Consider the following 19,283-nt stretch of genomic DNA (forward strand, 5'->3'; position numbering starts at 1 on the left):
GCCCATGGACAGTCACGATTGATGGACTCGTAAAAAAGCCGATGACGATTGATATTGATGCCCTACTGAAATTGGCGCCCATCGAAGAGCGGATCTACCGGATGCGCTGCGTTGAGGGTTGGTCAATGGTTATTCCGTGGAATGGCTACTCTCTTTCTAAATTGCTCAATGTAGTAGAGCCATTGGGTTCGGCAAAATTCGTCGAGTTTGTGACCCTTGCGGATCCCCAGCAAATGCCTGGCTTAGCTCGTCCCATATTGGACTGGCCATACCGTGAGGCTTTGCGCTTAGATGAGGCCATGAACCCACTGACTTTATTGACCTTAGGGCTCTATGGCGAAGTATTACCCAAGCAAAATGGCGCCCCAGTCCGTATCGTGGTTCCTTGGAAGTATGGATTTAAGAGTGCAAAGTCAATTGTGTCGATTCGGGTAACGGAGAAGATGCCTGTGACCAGTTGGGTGAAATCGGCGCCCCGGGAGTACGGTTTTTATTCCAACGTCAATCCAAATGTGAATCATCCACGCTGGAGCCAGGCCACCGAGCGTCGCCTCGGCGATAACCGTGGAATTTTTGCTCCGAAGATCCCAACCGAGATGTTTAATGGTTACGCTGCGCAAGTGGCCAGTCTGTATACCGGCATGGACCTGAAAAAGAATTACTAATTGCAGTACGCCAAGCCATTCGTTTTTTTGCTTGCCTTGCTGCCTTTGGCCAGGCTAATTTGGCTTGGTAGCGCACAAGATTTGGGCGCCAACCCGATTGAGTTCATTACGCGCTCGATGGGTACTTGGACTCTGGTTTTCTTATGCCTAAGTTTGGCCATGACGCCAGCTCGGGTCATAACCGGCTGGACTGGGTTTATTCACCTCAGGCGGATGCTTGGTTTGTTTTGTTTCTTTTATGCTACGGTGCATTTTCTGATTTGGCTGTGGCTGGATCATGCCTTTTCGCTGGCGGCGATGTGGCTGGATGTACTGGAGCGACCCTACATTACCTTTGGATTCCTTGCGTTTGTGCTTTTAATCCCGCTGGCATTGACATCGAATCACTGGGCGCAGCGCAAGCTCGGACGGCGCTGGAGCCATCTGCACCGCATGATTTACGCTATTGCAATACTGGCTATCCTGCATTACTGGTGGCACAAAGCCGGTAAGAGCGATTATGAAACCGTCTCTATCTATCTTGCTGTCATCGTGGTGTTGCTGCTAGCTCGCCTCCCATTTATTCGGCAGCGCATTCAGATCAAAAAATAGGATTTGCCGTCATGGCACGTCAATATTAACGGGGCAAGCCCAAATAACCTACGCCGCCCTTTAGATGGGCTTTCGGCGGGGCGGACTAGTACTATTTGGGGTGGATATCTGGTCAATGGATAAAGCCAGCGTGATGACCAGGCGGCAGGGGCTTCAATGCCACAGGCTAAATCGGGCATTAGCCCCACAACCCCGTTAAAATAGCATCCATCTTGTATTGCAGCGCAGATTGCGCCTTTGAACCTAAGAAAGTAAGAATATATCCGTGTTGTCCGCATCCAATATCACCATGCAGTTTGGGGCAAAACCCCTTTTTGAAAACATCTCCGTTAAGTTTGGTGGCGGCAATCGCTACGGACTCATCGGAGCGAATGGCTGTGGTAAATCCACTTTCATGAAAATCTTGGGCGGCGATCTGGAGCCCAGCAGCGGAAACGTTAGCCTAGAGCCGAATATTCGCCTTGGAAAATTACGCCAAGATCAGTTTGCTTTCGAAGACGTACGCGTATTAGACGTTGTCATGATGGGGCACGAAGAAATGTGGAAGGCAGCCGCTGAGCGCGATGCCATTTACGCCAATCCTGATGCTACCGATGAAGATTACATGCGCGCCGCTGAATTAGAAGGCAAGTATGCCGAATACGGCGGCTATACCGCTGAAGCCAAAGCAGGGGAGTTACTGCTGGGTATTGGTATCCCAATTGAGCAGCACCAAGGCCTGATGAGTAGTGTTGCACCTGGTTGGAAGCTCCGGGTGCTGTTAGCACAAGCACTTTTTTCTGATCCCGATGTGCTCTTGCTCGATGAGCCAACCAATAACTTGGATATTCACTCGATTCATTGGCTAGAAGAAATTCTGAATCAACTGAATAGCACCATCATTATTATTTCGCACGATCGCCACTTTTTAAACGAAGTCTGTACGCATATGGCCGATATGGATTTTGGTACATTAAAAGTCTATCCGGGCAATTACGATTCCTATATGTTGGCCTCGACGCAGGCGAGGGCACAGCAACTGGCATCCAATGTGAAGGCCAAAGAAAAGGTGGCGGAGTTACAGGCGTTCGTTAGTCGCTTCTCGGCCAATGCCTCGAAGGCACGCCAAGCAACATCGCGTCAGCGTCAGCTAGAAAAGATTGAGATTACTGAAATCAAGCCTTCCTCACGTCAAAATCCATTTATTCGCTTTGATTATGAAAAGAAGCTACACAACATGGCCGTGGAATGCAATGCATTAACGAAAGCATTCGATCGTCCGATCTTTAAGAACTTTAAAATTGGCGTCCGCGCTGGTGAAAAAATTGCAATCATTGGCCAAAATGGCGCAGGCAAGACCACCTTACTCAAAACCATTTTGAGTAAACGCTTTAGCGGCATCCCAGCAGATAGCGGTGATGTGAAGTGGGCCGAGAACGCAAATGTGGGCGTCATGCCGCAAGACACCTCCGAGTTGTTCCCGAATGATGATCTGCTAATGGATTGGATGAATCAGTGGCGCAATACCGGCGACGACGACCAAGTTATTCGCGGCACATTAGGGCGCTTACTCTTTTCGGGCGATGATATTAGTAAGTCAGTCAAAGTTCTATCGGGCGGTGAAAAAGGCCGCATGATTTGGGGCAAGTTGATGCTACAAAAACACAACGTATTGGCAATGGATGAGCCTACCAATCACATGGACATGGAATCCATTGAGAGTTTGCAAATTGCCCTCGAGAAATTTGAAGGTACCTTGATCTTTGTTTCGCATGACCGTGAGTTTGTCTCTGCACTGGCCAATCGTATCTTGGAAGTGAAGATGGATGGCAGTGTGGTTGACTACTCTGGTACCTACGAGGAGTATTTGCGGAGTCAGTCGCTGGCGGGTTGATGTCGCTTAGCTAGCCTGGTTGGCGCCACCTGCATTCCAACCCTAATTCAGCAATTAGTATCGAATTGTTTGCGATAGATCAATTGCAATCCAGAAAATAACGTATTTTCTTTGATATTAAAAATTATTTCCGCTTTATTAGGGTCATAATGAATTCCGATGCCCTTTTGGGCCCGCCTACGTTTTATTCATTTTTAGGAAAAGCATGCAAACCAATCACGTTACCATTTGGATCGATCATAAAGAAGCCCACATTCTTTACTTTGACGCCAGTAAAAATGAGTTTATTAAAAGCGATACATCGAATCACAACTTACATCACAAAGCGAATGCCATTGGAAGCGGCAAAACTCCCATCGACCATGACTTCTTTCATAAAGTCATTTCTGCGGTTGCAAGCGTTAAAGAAATTCTGATTCTTGGACCCGGTTCGGCCAAGACCGAACTAGTAAAGCATGCAGCCGCTCATGATCCAGTCGCATTTCGAGCCATTATTGGTGTCGAGACCGTTGATCATCCTACGGACGCACAAATTATTGCGTATGCCAAAACGTATTTTGTAGGCGCAGATAATATGAAGGGAATTTAATTCATGAAAATTGAATTCATAGGCCCGGCAAGTATGGCTCATGATGGTGGTGTTCACTACCCAGCGTTATTAGATGGCCAACAACTGTCCTGCCATTTTAGTTATGAGGCTCTAGATGATGTGGAACCTGATGGAATTCTTGGTGATGCATTAATTCACTTCAAAAACCATCAGCTCAAGCTGCTATCGATTGCGGAGCAGAAGATATTAAAAGGCCATGCGCATGATGGGAAAATTCAGATATTTAGTGCCGACTTGGCTTTATCTTAGTCCGTCTTATTGCGCTGAAAACGAACCGCCGTTCCTTCTGCCTGGATGCGCTGCCATACTGCCGCTTTTTCCTCAGGGGACATGAATACCCAATTGCTGACTTCAATCAGGGTACGCCCGCAGCCTTTGCAGATTTCATCATACAAAGTAGAGCAAATTCCAATGCAGGGGGAGTCCGATTCGGCATCGCCTGTTAATAAAGAATTGGCGCCGCTAATGGGATCATTGGAATTCGAAGTGCTCATGGCAGTACTGTAGTCGATTTAAGGGGAGAGTGCTCGGCTAGCTCATCCACATAAGCCCCAACACCGGCGCGCTCCCGTTTTAAGAAGCGCTCAACGGCAGTTGCAAACTCAGGGTCCTTTATCCAGTGCGCCGACTGCACGGTGACCGGCAAAAAACCCCGCGCCATTTTATGTTGGCCTTGGGCGCCACCCTCAAAAACCTGTATTCCTTCTCGAATGCAATACTCAATCGCTTGATAGTAAGCGGTCTCAAAATGCAAGCAGGGGATGTATTCAATCGAGCCCCAGTAACGACCGTACGCAGTTGGTATCGGGGCTTTTTTGTCGACCACCAAAAGCGATGCGGCAACTGGGTGGCCCTCTTTCTCTGCAACAATCAGGTGGAGGTGTTCCGGCATCTGCTTGCCCCATGCCTGAAAAAACCCTTCGTTTAGGTAGGGAGATGAGTGGTGCTCGAGGTAGGTATTGGCATAGCATCGGTAAAAAAATGCCCAGTCGGCTTGGTTGGCCATTTCTCCTGGAATATGCCTAAATTGCACCCCAGCCTCAACCACTTCTTTGCGTTCTCGCCGGATATTTTTGCGGCGTTTCATGGTGAGCTGATCTAAAAACGCATCCATAGTGGCATAGGATTGGTTATTCCAGTGAAACTGCACAGCGTCGCGTGCCATAAAACCCTGTGCCAATAGTGCATCTTGGGTTTTTTGTTCAGCAAATAAAACGTGGGCTGACGAAAGCCCGTTCTGAATTAACAGTTGTTTTAGACCTTGTATCAGCCACTGCTGGGTTCGCTCTGGATCATGCTGCCCATCAAGCAGCATGCGTGTTCCTTGCACTGGCGTAAATGGAATCGCACACAAAGCTTTGGGGTAGTACTGCAGGCCATGCTGGCTATAGGCTTCTGCCCATGACCAGTCAAACACGTACTCGCCGTAGGAATGACTTTTTAAATAGAGCGGCATCAGGCCGATGGGCTTTTCAGAATCCGTAGGATAAATGGCTAAGTGGGCTACCTGCCAGCCGGTATTGCCACCAACGCAGCCATGTTCCTCCAGCGCTGCGAGAAAGGCATGACGCAAAAACGGAGTTGAGTCTGCTGCTAATAAGCTATCCCAGTCTTCGGCAGAGACGGCTTGAATGCGATCCAGAACGCGAAGTTCGATGGGGCTATTTAGTGCCACATTGCTCAGCGCTGAATCAGTTCGATCTTGTATCCGTCTGGATCCGTGACAAAAGCAATAATGGTATCGCCACCCAGAACCGGACCAGCCTCACGGGTGACCTGGCCACCGGCAGATTTAATCGCAGCGCAGGTCGCATAGGCATCGCTTACGCCCAAGGCGATGTGGCCATAAGCCGTCCCCAGTTCGTATTGATGGACTCCATGATTGTAGGTGAGCTCTATCTCTGCCTGGCCATCGGCATTGCCCTTGCCAAAACCAACGAAGGCTAAGGAATACTTTTGCTCAGGACGTTCCGTTGTACGCAATAAATTCATGCCTAAGATGCGGGTATAAAAATCAATTGAGCGCTCGAGATCACCAACCCTTAGCATGGTATGCAATAGCATCATGATTACTGAACCTTTGCCTTGGCGCGGAGTTTTTGCATCATTTCAGAGAACTTGGCTTTTTGCCAGTTCTCATCGGCTGTCAAGATTTGTTTCAGCTCAGCTTTGATTTCATCCATGGGAGGGGCTTTGGCATCCCGTACATCGTCCACGCGAATAATGTGCCAGCCAAATTGGCTTTTGACTGGCTTATCGGTCATTTGACCTTTATTTAAAGTAACCATGGCTTTTGAAAATTCGGGTACCAATGATTTATCCCCAACCCAACCCAGATCGCCGCCATTAGGGGCAGAGCCGGGATCTTTGGAGTTTTGTTTCGCCATGTCAGCAAAGCTAGCGCCAGCCTTAATCTTTGCAATTAGGGCATTCGCTTCGGCCTCTTTTTCTACCAAGATATGTTTTACCTGATATTCCTTACCGGTGTAATCCGCCTGAATGGAAGCATAAGCAGCTTTGAGCTCGGCATCGGTTACGCCTTCACGCTCAACAAAATCCTCAAATACGGCGGCAACTAAAATACCAACCCGGGATTGCTCAATCTTTTCTTTGACTGCCTCTTTTTGGGTGAGGCCGCGGCTATTGGCCTCCTGAATAATGAGTTCACGAGTGATGAGTACCTCGCGCGCTTTTTCGCGAACCTGGGGATCGTTTGTCGGCTGCCCCGATTTTTTCACTAAGCTATCTAGTTGTGCTTTAGGTATTGCTTTGCCATTCACGATCGCGGCATTTTGCGCTAGGGCAATTGAACTGCTAAATAAGGCCACGCAGGCGGTGGATAGGGTGAATAGAGATAGTAGTTTCATAGTGGCGGTGGGTAATAAGAATAGGTAATAGTAATGGGTTTAATTCTGCTTAGCTTATTTCAGCAATAGTGCTTCGGCGGGGCTATGGGCCTCAATAGTCAATGCATGTATTTCAGTGGGAATATGGCGATTCAGGGCAGCATAGATTAGGCGGTGGCGCGCAACCCGATTGAGACCATCAAAAGCGGATGACACCAAGGTCAGTTTAAAGTGGCCCCCACCGCTAGCGGCGCCAGCATGACCCGCATGCAAATGACTCTCATCTTCGATGGCAATCTCATCAATCGGCAGTGCGGCTTTGAGGTCGACTAAAAATAAGGCAATCCGCTCTTGGTTTTTACTCATGAGGGCGTTTCCTCTTCCATGTGGTTGCTCAGCCAAAATCCTTGTGCAATGACAAAAACGATGAGCAGGGCGGTTGTTCCAAAGAGTTTGAAATTAACCCAGGTATCTTCTGAAAACTGAAAGGCGACATATAGATTCAGTGCGCCCATGAAGAGAAAAAAAATCGACCAAGCCAAATTGAGTTGACTCCAGGTATTACGCGCCGAATTTTCTTTCAGGGTGACTTGTTTGCCCATCAGCACCTGAATCCAATTCTTATTAAAAAATTGGGCGCTGACAAAAAGACCGGCAGCAAAAAGCCAGTAAAGCGCGGTTGGCTTTAATTGAATAAATGTCTTATCTTGCAAAAAGATGGTCAATGCACCTAAAACGACAATTAACACGAGACTCATCCATTGCATGGCATCGATTTTGCGATGGCGGTAATACACCCATAAAATTTGCGCGATGGTGGCAACCATTGCCACGATGGTGGCGGTATAGATGTCGGCAAACTTAAATGCAACAAAGAACAGAATGACGGGGAAAAGATCGAATAAAAATTTCATGGTCTGATTATCGCTTCTATTGACCCGATTCCACATTTTTGCTCGGCTCAAAGCGCAAGGATGCTGAGTTGATGCAATAGCGCAGGCCGGTTGGCTTGGGGCCGTCGGTAAAGACGTGCCCTAAATGGGCATCGCAACTACTGCAACGTACCTCAGTGCGGACCATGCCATAAGCGCCATCTTGATGTTCCGAGATTGCATCCGGATTTAACTGGGTGTGGTAACTCGGCCATCCGCATCCAGCATCGAATTTGGTGGCTGACTCAAACAGGGGAGTGCCGCAGCAGACACATTGGTACTTTCCGTTTTCCCAGTGATCCCAATACCTTCCAGTAAAAGGGCGCTCTGTGGCGGCCTCGCGCGTTACGCGGTATTCGATATCGCTTAACTCAGCGCGGTACTCTTCATTGGTTTTTTGCATTATCTTGACCTGTTCTTTTTATTGAATTGTTTATTCTCACGACGAGCAGCTGAGATCCGAAACTACCTCATCGGGCAATGGGGCCGATGCATATCGTTCAAACTCAGGTTGATCATCAAATGGTCGTCTTAAAATTCGCTGCAATCGATTCACTTCACTAAAGTCATCTTGCTCCGCCATCTCGATTGCGCGTTGCGCCAAATGGTTGCGCAGAATAAATTTAGGGTTCATCTGTTTCATCCGCGCTGCGCGCTCAACATCGGAATTTGATTCCTGTATTAAACGCATGCGATATTGCATTAGCCAGACATCAGCTGCATCCCGATCTAAAAACTGATCGCGCCAATTAGAAAGGGTATCTTTCTTTTCTACTGCAGATAGACTGCGAAACACATTCGTAAAGTCAGCCCGATTGGCATGCATCAGTTGTAATAAGGCTTCAATTAATTCCATATCCTCTGGTGCTTCAATCTGTAAGCCTAGCTTCCCCCGAAAGAGTGCTAACCATTTCGCTTCATATTCGGGCGGAAAAGCGCTCAAGGCAGTTCGTAGAATATCAGCAGCATCCTCGCCTGAACTTTCTTTCTCGACGAGTGGCACCATAGCATTAGCCAGGCAGGCCATATTCCAATGCATGATTTTAGGTTGGCGATGGTAGGCGTAACGACCGCCACTATCGGTATGGTTACAAATGTGATCGAGTGCAGTATGGTCTAAAAAGCCAAAAGGGCCGTAATCCATGGTCAGGCCAAGGGCGCTGATGTTGTCGCTATTAAGAACCCCATGGCAAAATCCGACGGATTGCCACTGCGCAACGCATCTCGCATTACGCGCAGAGATCGCTTTAAATAATGCAAGGTACGGAGTAGTGCTGGATTGGCACTCGGGGTAGTGCGCCTCGATTAAATACGCCGCCAGTTCCTGTAAGCGCGCATGTAATCCATTCGCAGCATAGTGCTCAAAATGACCGATCCGAATAAAGCTGGGGGCAAAGCGGGAGCATACCGCTGCTGTTTCGATGGTTTCGCGCCGTACCGGCTGTTTAGAGCCCACCAAGGATAGTGCGCGGGTTGTCGGAATGCCCAAGGCGTGCATGGCCTCACTGCATAAAAATTCCCGAATGGATGAGCGCAGAACAGCCCGGCCATCGCCCATGCGGGAGTAGCGCGTCATACCTGCACCCTTTAGTTGCAGCTCTTGATGGTTTAGCTCCCCCAAGAGAATCGCACGACCATCGCCCAATTGCCCAGCCCAATGACCAAATTGATGGCCGCTATACGCTGTAGCCATGGGATTTGGAAATAGGCGCTGACCTAATTCTGCTGGATTTCCCGCCAATACTGCGAGCCAATCCGGATCCTGCGGTAAATGGTTCGAGCCCAAGGGAATACCAAGGAGTTCGGCTGCCTCAGGGGAAACCGCAATCCAATACGGATCTGGAAGGGGGGTGGGGGCGATAAATTGACAGGTGTCGTCGCCGATGAGAGAAAATGCCATAAGTTCATTATTCTATGGGTATTTAGCCCCTAACGCCCAAGACCAATACACCTATTGCCCCATACTGCACATGACCAATCAAACTGAACTCACCGCCGCCGCCAAACTGAGTAACCTAGGCCAAGAGCTTGATGTCCCATTCTTAAAATTACTCGGGATTCGTTGTCTTAGCGCCGAAATGGGCAGCGGCGAAATTCTGCTCGCAATTAAGCCCGAGCATAAAAATACCTGGGAAGTTGCGCATGGCGGCGTTCTATTGACCTTAATGGATGTGGCGATGGCGGTTGCCGCGCGCTCGGGCGATCCAGACGACCGCAGCGTGGTGACGATTGAGCTCAATACCAATTTTTTACAAGCCGCCAATGGCATTCTGCGTGTGAAGGCTGATACCGTCCACCGTACCGTCACTATGGCCTTTTGTGAAGCCAAGTTGTATGATGATCAAGGCCGCGTGTGCTGCATGGCTACTGGCACATTTAAGTACCTGCGACGTTTACCCACACGTAACGCAAATGGGGAGCGCGTGATTAACCCCGATCAGCGGGTCGAGTAAATCCGTCTAGGTTAAACCGAGAGATTGGAGCCGGATGCGCTGGTGAGAGCGCCGGTAATCACGTCGTGGCCAATGGTGCCATTGGCATCAAAACGGCGTTCAACCATTTCAAATGCGCCGTCTTTTCGAATGCGTAATACCGTACTAGAGCGTGTGCCATACATTGGGGTTTGGACAAATGCGGGAGAAAGGGCTTTCTCCCATTCTTTGCTGACGCCGGTGCTGGGTAATTCTTGATCTACTGCAACGCGGGTATCACTCAGCAGATGTAGGTAGTGATCCACGTGCTTCAGATTACCTTGATCCATCGCTAGGGTTTGGGCAAAAGCAGCCACCCGGTGCGTGACTTTAGGCCAAGGCGTATCCAACATGGCATTCGACAAACCATAGACGCCGGCATCTAAAGCATTCGGTGGAAAGGTTTTGCGTGGCCGGATCGATTGGCCAAGCATCATGCGATTACTCACCCAGTGCATCTGGGCATCGCTCGGATTACTAAGATCGGCCATCAACATATTAAAGCCGTTGTATTGCTCAAACCGCTTTGCATTGTGTTGAATAAATCCACCCGGCTTATGCTCGCCCGTTAGATACATCAGCGATAGTTCGCCACGGGTTCGTGCGTCCGGATTTTTTTCGCTGGGCGCTCGTACATTGGTGAGCGCAGCAAAGCGGCCTGATTTGGTAAAGCCAAGCCAGGTGCCAGGACTGCCCAAGACATCGGCACGATCACGGCCAGCAAGTAACTGAGGATGCTCGGACCACCAATCCATTTTTTCAGTATTGCGCTCATAAAACTCATCGCGATTCGCAGCGACTACCAGTGGATAGTCGGGATGGGATTTCCAGGCGAAAAGAATGAGGCACATAGCAATACTATGCCTGATTAAATTTCAATTAGGGGGTAGGGCAGTTGATCTAACATCAAAATCGGGCCATCGGGCGCCCCAAGGTGGAAGGTGCCACCGGCTTGCAGCTCGGTTTTAATCTCAATTTGGAAGTCCATACGCCGGGTATTGGCAATACTGGGGGCGCTGAGGACAACCATTCCAGCTGGCTGACCCGCATCATCTGCATGAAAAATTTCACTTCCCGGGCCGGTTGGGGCATTTTCAAGTTGATCGATGGGGCAATGCGCCAACCGCAGGCGTCGCTTAATTGCGCCACGGTATTGGCTGCGTGCGACGATTTCTTGGCCGGGGTAGCACCCCTTTTTAAAGTCAATGCCGTACACAGACTCAAAGTTCACCATTTGGGGTACAAATTGATCTTGGGTTGCGGCAACAATACGAGGAATTGCACTCATGATTTCCAGCGAGCGCCACAGAATCGTGGCATCCTCAGAAGCCCCCTCGATTGGTGCCGCCTCAGAAGCAATGGGTTGGGCGATTAATACCCGCTGCATCGCCACACCTGCCGTGACAACGTCGGGCAGTTGCAGCAGGATGCTGGTTTTATCTAGTTCTACGTTATCCAATGTTCCACTGGTGCAATAGCCAGTAATCGCCCAGCTATTACTGACATCCGTGACCGTTACCTTGGAACGTAAGACAAACATAGCCAAGCGCTTTGCAGTACTGGCTGCGATGTCTTTCGAAATAAATAGGCAGAATCGCTTGCCTCCATCCGCCGTTGAAAAAAGGCCGAGCCATGCGCTGGCAATTAAGCGGCCTTTAGGGCTGCAATAGCCAACGAGGCGCACTGCATCGGGCCCGTTTGCAATCGCCGGAGGCGCCATTGCAGTAAGTCCCAAAACTGAGTTGGTTAGTTGGTTTTGTAAAAAACTGGCCGCATCGTCGCCCTCAACGATAATGAGTCCCCAGTCGGAGAGATTGGCAGCGGTTTTCATAGAATGGATCTTTTTTAGGGTGGCGTAGGGCGTGCGATTTGCATAAACAAAGTCTAGACGCTTTTATCATAGCCTGATGCGAAAAAAACGTGCGTCATTTTGGGCATTACCCCTCAAACTCTTCGGAATTGCAGCTCTAACAGCCTTGCTCTTTTATGCGACCCTGTTTTTTTGGGGTGTGGTTCCCTCTGCAGCAAATGACCCAGCAAGGCCGGGCGGCTTTACTGCCAAAGTTACTCCCAAATCCGGCGTTGCGAGCATTGCGCAGCAGCTCCAAAATCAAGGTATTGAGCTCAATAGCATTGTGTTTCAGCTTGGGTCTCGCGCCTTGCTCGTGAAAGCGAAGTTAAAGCCTGGAACCTATCTGTTTCCATTTAATGCGAGCATGGCAAGCATCCTATTGCAGATGGCTCGCGGCGAGAGCATTAAAGAGTCGATCACTTTTGTACCCGGCATGGCGATTTGGCAACTGCGGCAATTGGTCGATACCCATCCTGCTTTAGAGCACCAGACTAAAGGACTGACCTCTGCCGCATTTTCTAAGGCAGTTAACTTAAGCCATACAAACGCAGAGGGACTCTTCTTTCCGGATACCTACGTTTTTGATCCCGGTGAGAGCGATCTCGTAATATACCGTCGTGCTGCCGATGCCATGCAGAAAAATCTAGCAAAGGCTTGGGGCAACATGCCCAACACAGGCGTGCTGAAATCACCATACGATTTGCTCATTTTGGCTTCGATTGTGGAGAAAGAAACCGGTAAATCGAGCGAACGCAGCCAGATTGCCGCGGTGTTTCTGAATCGCCTGCAGATTGGCATGCGCCTGCAAACCGATCCCACCGTCATTTATGGCATCGGCCCCCAGTTTGATGGCAATTTACGCAAAGTAGATCTTCGCCGCGACAGTCCATACAATACCTATATGCGTGCCGGTTTACCTCCCACCCCGATTGCGATTCCTAGTGCGGAATCGCTGCTTGCGGTAGTCAACCCTGCAAAAAGCGATGCACTGTACTTTGTTGCGAAAGGTGATGGCAGCAGCCACTTCTCCAAGACCCTGACTGAACATGAAAAAGCCGTCGATCGATATCAGCGGCGTATAACAACGCCATCAAAGACATCATCACCATAATGGATGCCACGATGAATACAAATCAACCCGGTTTTTTTATCAGCTTTGAGGGCATCGATGGCGCCGGCAAGAGTACCCACATTGATGCCTTTTGCGATTTGCTGAAAAGCCGTTTTCCGGATCGCACGCTGGTCAGTACTCGTGAACCAGGTGGTACCGTTTTAGGTGAACAGCTCCGAGCGCTCCTACTGGAAGCGCCAATGCATTTAGAGACGGAAGCGCTGCTGATGTTTGCCGCACGCCGTGAGCATCTAGCGCAAGTGATTAAGCCTGCTCTTGCGGCAGGGCATATTGTGGTGTCAGATCGATTTACCGATGCTAGCTTTGCTTATCAGGGCGGTGGCCGTGGCCTCTCGATTGAAAAACTCAATGCCCTAGAGCAATGGGTGCAGGGACAAGGCAATGGACTGCTATTGCAACCCGATACCACTTTTTTATTTGACTTACCGGGAGCAGTTGCAGAAGCGCGACGCTCCAAGGCGCGCACGCCCGATAAGTTTGAGAGCCTCGATCTGGCTTTCTTTGAGCGGGTTCGCCAAGAATACCTGCGCAGAGCAAAGGCAGATCCAGACCGTTTTGTAATGGTCGATGCTACGCAAACGCAAGAGGCGATTTGGGATTTTTTATGCAAGGTGCCATTGGCCATTCGATGATTGCACCTTGGCTACAGCCACAATGGGATGGCATTAACTTAGCAGCATGCCCCAATGCCTTGCTCTTGCATGGGCAGGCAGGCATCGGTAAGGCTGATTTCGCACTGACGCTTGCTAAAGCATTGCTATGCGAGGTTTCACAAAATGGAAATAAGAAGCCCTGTAATTGCTGTGAGGCATGCCGCTGGTTTGATACGGGCAATCACCCCGACTTTGTTGCCTTGGTTCCGGAAACCCACCGCCGCTTCATGCCCAATGAAGCCTTGGAGGGCGCCGATGGCGAGCCTACCCCTAGCAAAAAGGCAAAAGCACCGCGCGATGACGAAGGCGACTCGAGCGAAAAGAAAGAGAAAAAAAACATTGCGATTGAAGAGGCGCGATCCGCTATTGATGGATTGGGGATTGGCACCCACCGCGGCGGCAATCGTGTTGTTTTGGTCTACCCCTTAGAGGCACTGAGACCTGATGCAGCGAACACCTTACTCAAGTCCTTGGAAGAGCCGCCTGCCAGCACTATTTTTATACTGGTAACCAATCGCCTCGATCGGGTCTTACCGACCATTCGTTCCCGTTGCCGGTTAATTGCATTGCCGCCGCCTGATCGAGCAACTGGCCTTACGTGGCTGCAACAGGAAATCGCCTCACGTCCCGACTTGACCGTCTCTAGCGACGAACTGGAAACCATTTTTTACGAGCAGGGTGGGGCGCCCCATGCGACCCTGGATTTTCTATCGGCCAAACAAGGTCAAAACGATAAAGACGAACTGTTTATTTCAATTCAGGCTTCCCGCTACTTATTGAAAGGCCTATCCCAAGGCGTTCGGATTGATTGGTTGGATGTGGCAGAAAAAACCCATAAAGCATCGTTTGCAGTATTGCTTGCCTCAATGCAGCGATGGTTGGCTGATTTACAAGGCAGTGCGCAGGCCAATGCAGTGCGTTTTTATCCCAAACATGCTGAGAGTATTGAGATGTTGGCAAAACAGGTGCGTATCGACAAGCTATTGCGCCTGTGGAAAGCGGTCACCCAGGCTCGCCGCCATGAAAATCACCCGCTGGCAACGCGTATTCAGCTCGAATCAATGCTGATGCAATACCAGCAGATTTTTAGTGACTAAATAACCCCCTTATTTGAATCCATCGATGGGAATGGGCGCTGGCGCTTAAAATAAGGTTATGTTCATTGATTCCCATTGCCACCTTGATTTTCCGGAGTATCGGGAGCGTTTGCCCGAAGTCCTGGCCAATATGGCCTCCGCTCAGGTTAGTCACGCACTCTGTATCTCGGTCGATCTCCCGGACTTTCCATTGGTGCGGCAGTTGGCCGAGACCCATCCCCATTTATATGCTTCGGTTGGCGTACACCCCGATTACGAAGATACGCCAGAGCCCACGGTCGACTTTTTGGTTGAGGCAGCAAAGCACCCTAAGGTGATTGCGATTGGCGAAACGGGTCTGGACTATTACCGCATGGCCGACCGCGCCTACGCCGATATGGAGTGGCAGCGCGACCGCTTTCGGACGCATATCCGAGCAGCAATAGCGTCAGGCTGCCCATTAATCATTCATACCCGCTCGGCCTCGGAAGACACCATACGGATTCTGAAGGAGGAGGGCGCTGAGCGCATTGGTGGCGTAATGCATTGCTTTACCGAAAGCCTGGAAGTGGCACAGCAGGCCATTGATTTGGGGTTTTATATCTCTTTTTCCGGCATTGTGACCTTTAAAAGCGCAAAAGACCTGCAGGAGACCTGTCGGCAGGTGCCTTTAGAGCGCATGCTGATTGAGACTGATTCCCCCTATTTGGCACCTATGCCGCACCGAGGTAAGACCAATGAACCCGCTTGGGTCTCCCATGTGGCGCGCTATATTGCGGACCTAAAAGGTGTCTCCGTTGATACGATTGCAGAGCATACAACACATAATTTTTTCCAATGTTTTCAAGTAAATAGAGAATTATCATGATATTGAATCCGAAGTTAATCCGCACTCAAAAGAGCCTGTTTGGAGCGGTGATTCTTGCTACTGCGCTTACCCCAAGCTGGGCTCATGCTCAAACTGACGCCCAAATAGCAGCGATCACGAGTGCGGCTAAATTTGATGATGTCAAGGCAGTTAAATCCTTAATTGAGAAAGGCGTCAGCCCCAATCAAAAGGATCCGCGCGGCATGCCCATCTTGATGGTTGCAATTCAAGAAAACTCAACTAAAACGGTGGATTACCTCATTAATGCTAAAGGCATTGACCTCAATCAACCCAATATGACCAATGAGACTCCACTCATGTTTGCCGCCTTGTATGGCCAAATGTCGGAAGTGAAGAGCCTCGTTGATCAGAAACAGGTTCCAGTTAACCGTTCTGGCTGGACGCCACTGCATTACGCCTGCACCAATGGGCATCTGGAAATTTCCCAGTTTTTGCTAGATAAAGGCGCTGTAGTCGATGCACCAAGTCCGAATGAGACAACTCCCTTAATGATGGCCATTCGCGCTGGCAATATACAACTTGTGCGCTTGTTACTGGATCGCGGAGCTGATATTCGGATACGTAATCAGCAAGGTTATTCAGCGATCGATGTCGCTGAGTTATTCAATCAAGAAGAGATTCAAAAGGGTCTAAGGACTCGCTGGCAAAAGCTTTATAACGAGCCATATCCTGGTGGACCCAAATCCTAAATGCGTATAATCATTATTATGTCAAACAAGATAGATGAGTTTGTTCAATAGATAAATGGGAACAGAAAAGACAACTGCCTTACCCTCGCTGATCGAGCTGGTCCAGCAGATTCAGGTGGATATTGGCAACAATGACACTCTATATCTCATATTGGCATTTATGGCTGCCATACTCACACTGCATGGCATGGCAGTTTTAGTAATAGCAAGCGCATTCCATGCCTTGGATCGCCTTCTAAAATCAATACCGCATTTAGCGGGCGCTAGCTTTATATCCTATTTCATTGCCATCCTACTTATTATCTTTACACACATTCTTGAAATTGTGGCTTGGACCTATGTGCTAGTAGCCCACTCTGTCTTCCCGAGCGTGACACAAACGTTTTACTTTGTTGGCGAGATGTACACCACCCTAGGATTTGGTAGCTACGCCTTGAGTAGCTCATGGCAAGGCCTGCCTATTTTGATCTCATTTTCCGGAGTATTTTCAGTATCCATGTCGGGCGCAGCCCTGTATTCCATGATGGGCTCCTTAGTTACTCGGAAGCCCGGCTCAGGGGCGCCTTCTGTTTAAAAACGAGCTCAAACACCCTGCCATTCGCTTCCGTTGTTCTAATGCGGCCGGGCAGCCAGTCCAAATCACGAACTAGCCATAGATCAACGCGCCGTTTGAACTTATTACTGGGGCGATCAAGTAATTCATAGTGGCGCAAGGTCGTTACGCCCATGCTTGGCACGTCATCGGAAACAAGTTCGCCATAACTTTTAAATTGCCACGGCTCAATCGTGTCAAAGCTGGCGACAGGTATTGACCGAATGGTGCCCGCCTCATCGATTTTGCCGTCACCATTCAAGAGTGAAGCAAACTGAAAAATCAGGCTGAATCGATCCTGAGTACCTGGCGGGATCGGCGGAGAAAAATCCATCTTTTCTGAAAAAAACATCACTGGTCCACCCTGCGCATTGCGTTCAAAGCGTGAAAACCGCGGGGGATTTTTACCACGCTGAGCCCAGTAAATCGAGGGCGCTAAACCGTAGGCGTCAATCTTGCCTTTGGATTCAAAGACAAACGGGCCCACAAAGGCATAAGGAATCGTAATCGAAAGCGCATATCCTGAGTCATCGGCAATCCATTTGATTTCGCCTGTTTGTACTTGCTGCCCATCGACATAGGCGTCGTAATATAGCAGCGCGGATTCGGGAAGTCGAAAGGCCACCCCATCTTGCTCGGCCAAGCCATTGCCCCGCTCCGTTGAAACGCCTTCTGGAGACCCGGCCGCACTACCTACATCACCAGTGGTATTACCGGGCTGCGGCACTGCTTTTTTTGCAGAGCGGGCCATCTTGATTTTCTTAACCGGCTCTTCTTTTAAGGTGGCGACAACAGGAGATTCCTGCGGGGGTGCCAGCAGAGTGCCGGTAGGCATCAGCCACAACCAAAAAAATAAAATCAGGTGTGCGACTATGGACAGCACCAAGGCTGCCAACAGAATCCATAGCGGCTTAAAACGACTTAGGATTGCTCCCAGAATAATCCTTCCAGCAGGCGGCTATTCTTGGGTAAGTTTGCGGCCAAAAAATCCATTTGATCGGCCAGAATATTTCTGCCTTTAAGAATCATGTCCTCATACAGGCTTGGCATATAAGGCGCATATAGCAAACTCATGTTCGCCATTTCGGGGGTGCGATTGCCTTTGCGCTGGTTGCATGGCCTACAGGAAACAACTAAATTCATCCAAGTGTATTTGCCGCCACGGCTATTGGGAATAATGTGTTCTGCTTCGGCATCATTCTCGCTAATGCGCTCACCGCAATAGGCGCACATGCCACGATCACGGCGATACAGCTTGCGCTTCGTAATTCCAGGTACAACATCAAATAGATTGATGCGTGCCGAGCCCTTGACGGCAACGATGGAATGAAGCCCAATGATGGATTGTTTGCCAGTAGCCCGTGAGATGCCGCCGCGCATCACCGCAATCGGATCACCCAGTGTCCACAATACGCTCTGATCCGCATATTGTTTGGTCGCCTCCTCCGCATTAATCCAGCATTGCGGAATACCACCGGCGTCTAGCTTCAAGATGCTCAGCACGCACACTCCCCTCTCTGTAATGGCCCCAATCATCGCATCACTGCATGACAACCATCTTACAGAAAATTATAGGGGCGATCAACGCACCGCCATTGACCCTATGCGGCAATGACTGGGCCAGCCCATTCGGATTTGTTTACTCAATTCGACTGCGGCAAATCCACTCTGATCGCTGCCATTCACCCTGCTTTTCAGCAAAGATCAGCCAGATAAAAAATGTTTTTAAGGTTTGCATGGTGCACTCCGGTTTAGCGCTAGTGCGCTGGTTAGTCCAGAATGCAGTATGTCGAGCTAGAAGCTCATGAAATGAGCCTATGCAATTAATCGCAAGCGAAGCGCACTACGTCATCAAGATAGTCACTGTAATTGTGAATCCCATGATCGCTTCCTTGAATAATGATCTGCTGGGCGCCCGGATAAAAAGCGGCCATCTCGCGCCAGTCCAGTAACTCATCACCGGTTGCAGCCAATAGCAGATACCGTTCTGGCAGAGTGATTGATTCAATCTGCATGCGATTGAGTTCATCGATGTATTCAGCTCGAAAGTCAAAAGGCTCTTCGCTGTCGTATGCTGTCATCATGCCAACATGCGGCGCAAGTTCGCGCCCTGCCCTTACCGCTGGATTGAGTGCAATGCCTTTACAACCATAGTGTTCTGCGAGGTAGTTGGTATAAAAGCCGCCTAAAGAAGAACCAATGACAGATAGTCGATCTGCTTTAGAGGCATCGATGTGGCGCTGAACCATGTCCATGGACTCGCGCGGGGAGGCAAGTAATTGAGGGCAATACCATTCGATGGCAGCGCCCTGCTTCTTGCGATGCGCGATGGCATCGCCAGTCATCTGGGCCTTGCTCGAGCGTGGGGACGAACGAAAGCCGTGAAGGTAAACAACCAGAAGTGAATTCATG

At 49.6% G+C, this 19,283-nt stretch carries 25 protein-coding genes; 12 read left to right on the forward strand and 13 right to left on the reverse strand.

What is annotated here, in order from left to right:
• The 5 genes from msrP to Q8M75_RS00025 all read left to right on the forward strand — a co-directional run.
• Positions 1-665 (forward strand): protein-methionine-sulfoxide reductase catalytic subunit MsrP (gene msrP, locus Q8M75_RS00005; protein WP_305484818.1); only part of this gene is annotated, 665 nt, incomplete at its 5' end.
• Positions 666-1,256 (forward strand): sulfite oxidase heme-binding subunit YedZ, encoded by a 591-nt coding sequence (locus Q8M75_RS00010; RefSeq protein WP_305484820.1) that lies wholly within the window; start codon positions 666-668, stop codon positions 1,254-1,256.
• Between the two features lie 265 nt (positions 1,257-1,521).
• Complete coding sequence (locus Q8M75_RS00015; protein ID WP_305484822.1) at positions 1,522-3,129, forward strand: ABC-F family ATPase; 1,608 nt, start codon at positions 1,522-1,524, stop codon at positions 3,127-3,129.
• A gap of 205 nt (positions 3,130-3,334) precedes the next feature.
• Entirely contained in the window at positions 3,335-3,718 is a 384-nt protein-coding gene (locus Q8M75_RS00020) for a translational machinery protein (RefSeq protein ID WP_305484824.1), read from the forward strand.
• Between the two features lie 3 nt (positions 3,719-3,721).
• Complete coding sequence (locus Q8M75_RS00025; protein ID WP_305484826.1) at positions 3,722-3,988, forward strand: DUF1488 family protein; 267 nt, start codon at positions 3,722-3,724, stop codon at positions 3,986-3,988.
• Here Q8M75_RS00025 and Q8M75_RS00030 read toward each other — a convergent pair.
• Genes Q8M75_RS00030 through Q8M75_RS00065 form a run of 8 tightly spaced genes read right to left on the reverse strand, consistent with a single transcriptional unit; the run spans position 3,985 to position 9,417 of the window.
• A complete protein-coding gene (locus Q8M75_RS00030; RefSeq protein ID WP_305484828.1) occupies positions 3,985-4,233 on the reverse strand; it encodes a DUF1289 domain-containing protein in 249 nt (82 codons plus the stop codon). The two genes, Q8M75_RS00025 and Q8M75_RS00030, sit on opposite strands and share 4 nt — an antisense overlap.
• Complete coding sequence (locus Q8M75_RS00035) at positions 4,230-5,414, reverse strand: GNAT family N-acetyltransferase (RefSeq protein ID WP_305484831.1); 1,185 nt, start codon at positions 5,412-5,414, stop codon at positions 4,230-4,232. The genes Q8M75_RS00030 and Q8M75_RS00035 overlap by 4 nt, the downstream gene beginning before the upstream one ends.
• 5 nt (positions 5,415-5,419) lie before the next feature.
• Complete coding sequence (gene gloA, locus Q8M75_RS00040) at positions 5,420-5,806, reverse strand: lactoylglutathione lyase (RefSeq protein ID WP_305484833.1); 387 nt, start codon at positions 5,804-5,806, stop codon at positions 5,420-5,422.
• Positions 5,807-5,808: 2 nt separating this feature from the next.
• Complete coding sequence (locus Q8M75_RS00045; protein WP_305484835.1) at positions 5,809-6,606, reverse strand: peptidylprolyl isomerase; 798 nt, start codon at positions 6,604-6,606, stop codon at positions 5,809-5,811.
• 54 nt (positions 6,607-6,660) lie between these two features.
• Entirely contained in the window at positions 6,661-6,951 is a 291-nt protein-coding gene (locus Q8M75_RS00050) for a BolA family transcriptional regulator (RefSeq protein ID WP_305484838.1), read from the reverse strand.
• The gene (locus Q8M75_RS00055; RefSeq protein WP_305484842.1) at positions 6,948-7,499 is read right to left on the reverse strand and encodes a septation protein A; all 552 of its coding nucleotides are present in this window, start codon (positions 7,497-7,499) and stop codon (positions 6,948-6,950) included. The genes Q8M75_RS00050 and Q8M75_RS00055 overlap by 4 nt, the downstream gene beginning before the upstream one ends.
• A 16-nt stretch (positions 7,500-7,515) precedes the next feature.
• Complete coding sequence (gene msrB, locus Q8M75_RS00060) at positions 7,516-7,920, reverse strand: peptide-methionine (R)-S-oxide reductase MsrB (RefSeq protein WP_305484844.1); 405 nt, start codon at positions 7,918-7,920, stop codon at positions 7,516-7,518.
• A gap of 36 nt (positions 7,921-7,956) precedes the next feature.
• Positions 7,957-9,417: a YdiU family protein gene (locus Q8M75_RS00065; RefSeq protein WP_305484846.1), complete on the reverse strand. Its 1,461-nt coding sequence runs from the start codon at positions 9,415-9,417 to the stop codon at positions 7,957-7,959.
• Positions 9,418-9,487: 70 nt separating this feature from the next.
• Between Q8M75_RS00065 and Q8M75_RS00070 the strand changes: the two genes are divergently transcribed.
• Positions 9,488-9,970 carry a PaaI family thioesterase gene (locus Q8M75_RS00070; protein ID WP_305484848.1) on the forward strand — a complete coding sequence of 161 codons (483 nt, stop codon included), beginning with the start codon at positions 9,488-9,490 and terminating at the stop codon, positions 9,968-9,970.
• A gap of 11 nt (positions 9,971-9,981) precedes the next feature.
• Here the strand turns inward: Q8M75_RS00070 and Q8M75_RS00075 are convergent, their stop codons facing one another.
• Positions 9,982-10,839 carry an NRDE family protein gene (locus tag Q8M75_RS00075; RefSeq protein WP_305484849.1) on the reverse strand — a complete coding sequence of 286 codons (858 nt, stop codon included), beginning with the start codon at positions 10,837-10,839 and terminating at the stop codon, positions 9,982-9,984.
• Positions 10,840-10,856: 17 nt separating this feature from the next.
• Positions 10,857-11,819 carry a folate-binding protein YgfZ gene (locus Q8M75_RS00080; protein WP_305484851.1) on the reverse strand — a complete coding sequence of 321 codons (963 nt, stop codon included), beginning with the start codon at positions 11,817-11,819 and terminating at the stop codon, positions 10,857-10,859.
• 76 nt (positions 11,820-11,895) lie between these two features.
• On the opposite strand from Q8M75_RS00080, the gene mltG reads away from it, so the two are divergent.
• Genes mltG through Q8M75_RS00110 form a run of 6 tightly spaced genes read left to right on the forward strand, consistent with a single transcriptional unit; the run spans position 11,896 to position 16,853 of the window.
• Positions 11,896-12,951, forward strand: a complete 1,056-nt coding sequence (gene mltG / locus Q8M75_RS00085; protein ID WP_305484853.1) for an endolytic transglycosylase MltG — start codon at positions 11,896-11,898, stop codon at positions 12,949-12,951.
• An 11-nt stretch (positions 12,952-12,962) separates the two neighbouring features.
• Positions 12,963-13,604 (forward strand): dTMP kinase, encoded by a 642-nt coding sequence (tmk, locus tag Q8M75_RS00090; RefSeq protein ID WP_305484854.1) that lies wholly within the window; start codon positions 12,963-12,965, stop codon positions 13,602-13,604.
• Positions 13,577-14,722 carry a DNA polymerase III subunit delta' gene (locus Q8M75_RS00095; RefSeq protein ID WP_305484856.1) on the forward strand — a complete coding sequence of 382 codons (1,146 nt, stop codon included), beginning with the start codon at positions 13,577-13,579 and terminating at the stop codon, positions 14,720-14,722. Before tmk ends, Q8M75_RS00095 begins: the two co-directional genes overlap by 28 nt.
• 58 nt (positions 14,723-14,780) lie before the next feature.
• Positions 14,781-15,569 carry a TatD family hydrolase gene (locus tag Q8M75_RS00100; protein WP_305484858.1) on the forward strand — a complete coding sequence of 263 codons (789 nt, stop codon included), beginning with the start codon at positions 14,781-14,783 and terminating at the stop codon, positions 15,567-15,569.
• Complete coding sequence (locus tag Q8M75_RS00105) at positions 15,566-16,279, forward strand: ankyrin repeat domain-containing protein (RefSeq protein ID WP_305484860.1); 714 nt, start codon at positions 15,566-15,568, stop codon at positions 16,277-16,279. The genes Q8M75_RS00100 and Q8M75_RS00105 overlap by 4 nt, the downstream gene beginning before the upstream one ends.
• Positions 16,280-16,334: 55 nt before the next feature.
• Positions 16,335-16,853 carry a transporter gene (locus Q8M75_RS00110; RefSeq protein ID WP_305484862.1) on the forward strand — a complete coding sequence of 173 codons (519 nt, stop codon included), beginning with the start codon at positions 16,335-16,337 and terminating at the stop codon, positions 16,851-16,853.
• On the opposite strand, the gene Q8M75_RS00115 is transcribed toward Q8M75_RS00110, so the two are convergent.
• From Q8M75_RS00115 to Q8M75_RS00125, 3 genes are all read right to left on the reverse strand, one after another.
• Positions 16,816-17,706 (reverse strand): DUF3108 domain-containing protein, encoded by an 891-nt coding sequence (locus Q8M75_RS00115; protein WP_305484864.1) that lies wholly within the window; start codon positions 17,704-17,706, stop codon positions 16,816-16,818. The genes Q8M75_RS00110 and Q8M75_RS00115 overlap by 38 nt on opposite strands.
• 86 nt (positions 17,707-17,792) lie before the next feature.
• Positions 17,793-18,374: an HNH endonuclease gene (locus Q8M75_RS00120; protein WP_371131718.1), complete on the reverse strand. Its 582-nt coding sequence runs from the start codon at positions 18,372-18,374 to the stop codon at positions 17,793-17,795.
• Between the two features lie 320 nt (positions 18,375-18,694).
• Positions 18,695-19,282: a YqiA/YcfP family alpha/beta fold hydrolase gene (locus Q8M75_RS00125; protein WP_305484866.1), complete on the reverse strand. Its 588-nt coding sequence runs from the start codon at positions 19,280-19,282 to the stop codon at positions 18,695-18,697.
• Position 19,283: the final 1 nt, after the last annotated feature.

This window comes from Polynucleobacter sp., assembly GCF_030693775.1.
In the GTDB taxonomy this organism is placed as follows: Bacteria; Pseudomonadota; Gammaproteobacteria; order Burkholderiales; family Burkholderiaceae; genus Polynucleobacter.

Excerpts from the sequence above, each read along its gene's own strand:
- Q8M75_RS00095 (WP_305484856.1), top strand. The coding sequence starts at position 13,577 with ATGCAAGGTGCCATTGGCCATTCGATGATTGCACCTTGGCTACAGCCA.
- tmk (WP_305484854.1), top strand. The coding sequence starts at position 12,963 with ATGAATACAAATCAACCCGGTTTTTTTATCAGCTTTGAGGGCATCGAT.
- Q8M75_RS00080 (WP_305484851.1), bottom strand. The coding sequence starts at position 11,819 with ATGAAAACCGCTGCCAATCTCTCCGACTGGGGACTCATTATCGTTGAG.
- Q8M75_RS00050 (WP_305484838.1), bottom strand. The coding sequence starts at position 6,951 with ATGAGTAAAAACCAAGAGCGGATTGCCTTATTTTTAGTCGACCTCAAA.
- msrB (WP_305484844.1), bottom strand. The coding sequence starts at position 7,920 with ATGCAAAAAACCAATGAAGAGTACCGCGCTGAGTTAAGCGATATCGAA.
- Q8M75_RS00025 (WP_305484826.1), top strand. The coding sequence starts at position 3,722 with ATGAAAATTGAATTCATAGGCCCGGCAAGTATGGCTCATGATGGTGGT.
- Q8M75_RS00045 (WP_305484835.1), bottom strand. The coding sequence starts at position 6,606 with ATGAAACTACTATCTCTATTCACCCTATCCACCGCCTGCGTGGCCTTA.
- gloA (WP_305484833.1), bottom strand. The coding sequence starts at position 5,806 with ATGATGCTATTGCATACCATGCTAAGGGTTGGTGATCTCGAGCGCTCA.
- Q8M75_RS00070 (WP_305484848.1), top strand. The coding sequence starts at position 9,488 with ATGACCAATCAAACTGAACTCACCGCCGCCGCCAAACTGAGTAACCTA.
- Q8M75_RS00055 (WP_305484842.1), bottom strand. The coding sequence starts at position 7,499 with ATGAAATTTTTATTCGATCTTTTCCCCGTCATTCTGTTCTTTGTTGCA.
- Q8M75_RS00100 (WP_305484858.1), top strand. The coding sequence starts at position 14,781 with ATGTTCATTGATTCCCATTGCCACCTTGATTTTCCGGAGTATCGGGAG.
- Q8M75_RS00030 (WP_305484828.1), bottom strand. The coding sequence starts at position 4,233 with ATGAGCACTTCGAATTCCAATGATCCCATTAGCGGCGCCAATTCTTTA.
- mltG (WP_305484853.1), top strand. The coding sequence starts at position 11,896 with ATGCGAAAAAAACGTGCGTCATTTTGGGCATTACCCCTCAAACTCTTC.
- Q8M75_RS00075 (WP_305484849.1), bottom strand. The coding sequence starts at position 10,839 with ATGTGCCTCATTCTTTTCGCCTGGAAATCCCATCCCGACTATCCACTG.
- Q8M75_RS00115 (WP_305484864.1), bottom strand. The coding sequence starts at position 17,706 with ATGCCTACCGGCACTCTGCTGGCACCCCCGCAGGAATCTCCTGTTGTC.
- Q8M75_RS00110 (WP_305484862.1), top strand. The coding sequence starts at position 16,335 with ATGGGAACAGAAAAGACAACTGCCTTACCCTCGCTGATCGAGCTGGTC.
- Q8M75_RS00105 (WP_305484860.1), top strand. The coding sequence starts at position 15,566 with ATGATATTGAATCCGAAGTTAATCCGCACTCAAAAGAGCCTGTTTGGA.
- Q8M75_RS00125 (WP_305484866.1), bottom strand. The coding sequence starts at position 19,282 with ATGAATTCACTTCTGGTTGTTTACCTTCACGGCTTTCGTTCGTCCCCA.
- Q8M75_RS00065 (WP_305484846.1), bottom strand. The coding sequence starts at position 9,417 with ATGGCATTTTCTCTCATCGGCGACGACACCTGTCAATTTATCGCCCCC.
- Q8M75_RS00020 (WP_305484824.1), top strand. The coding sequence starts at position 3,335 with ATGCAAACCAATCACGTTACCATTTGGATCGATCATAAAGAAGCCCAC.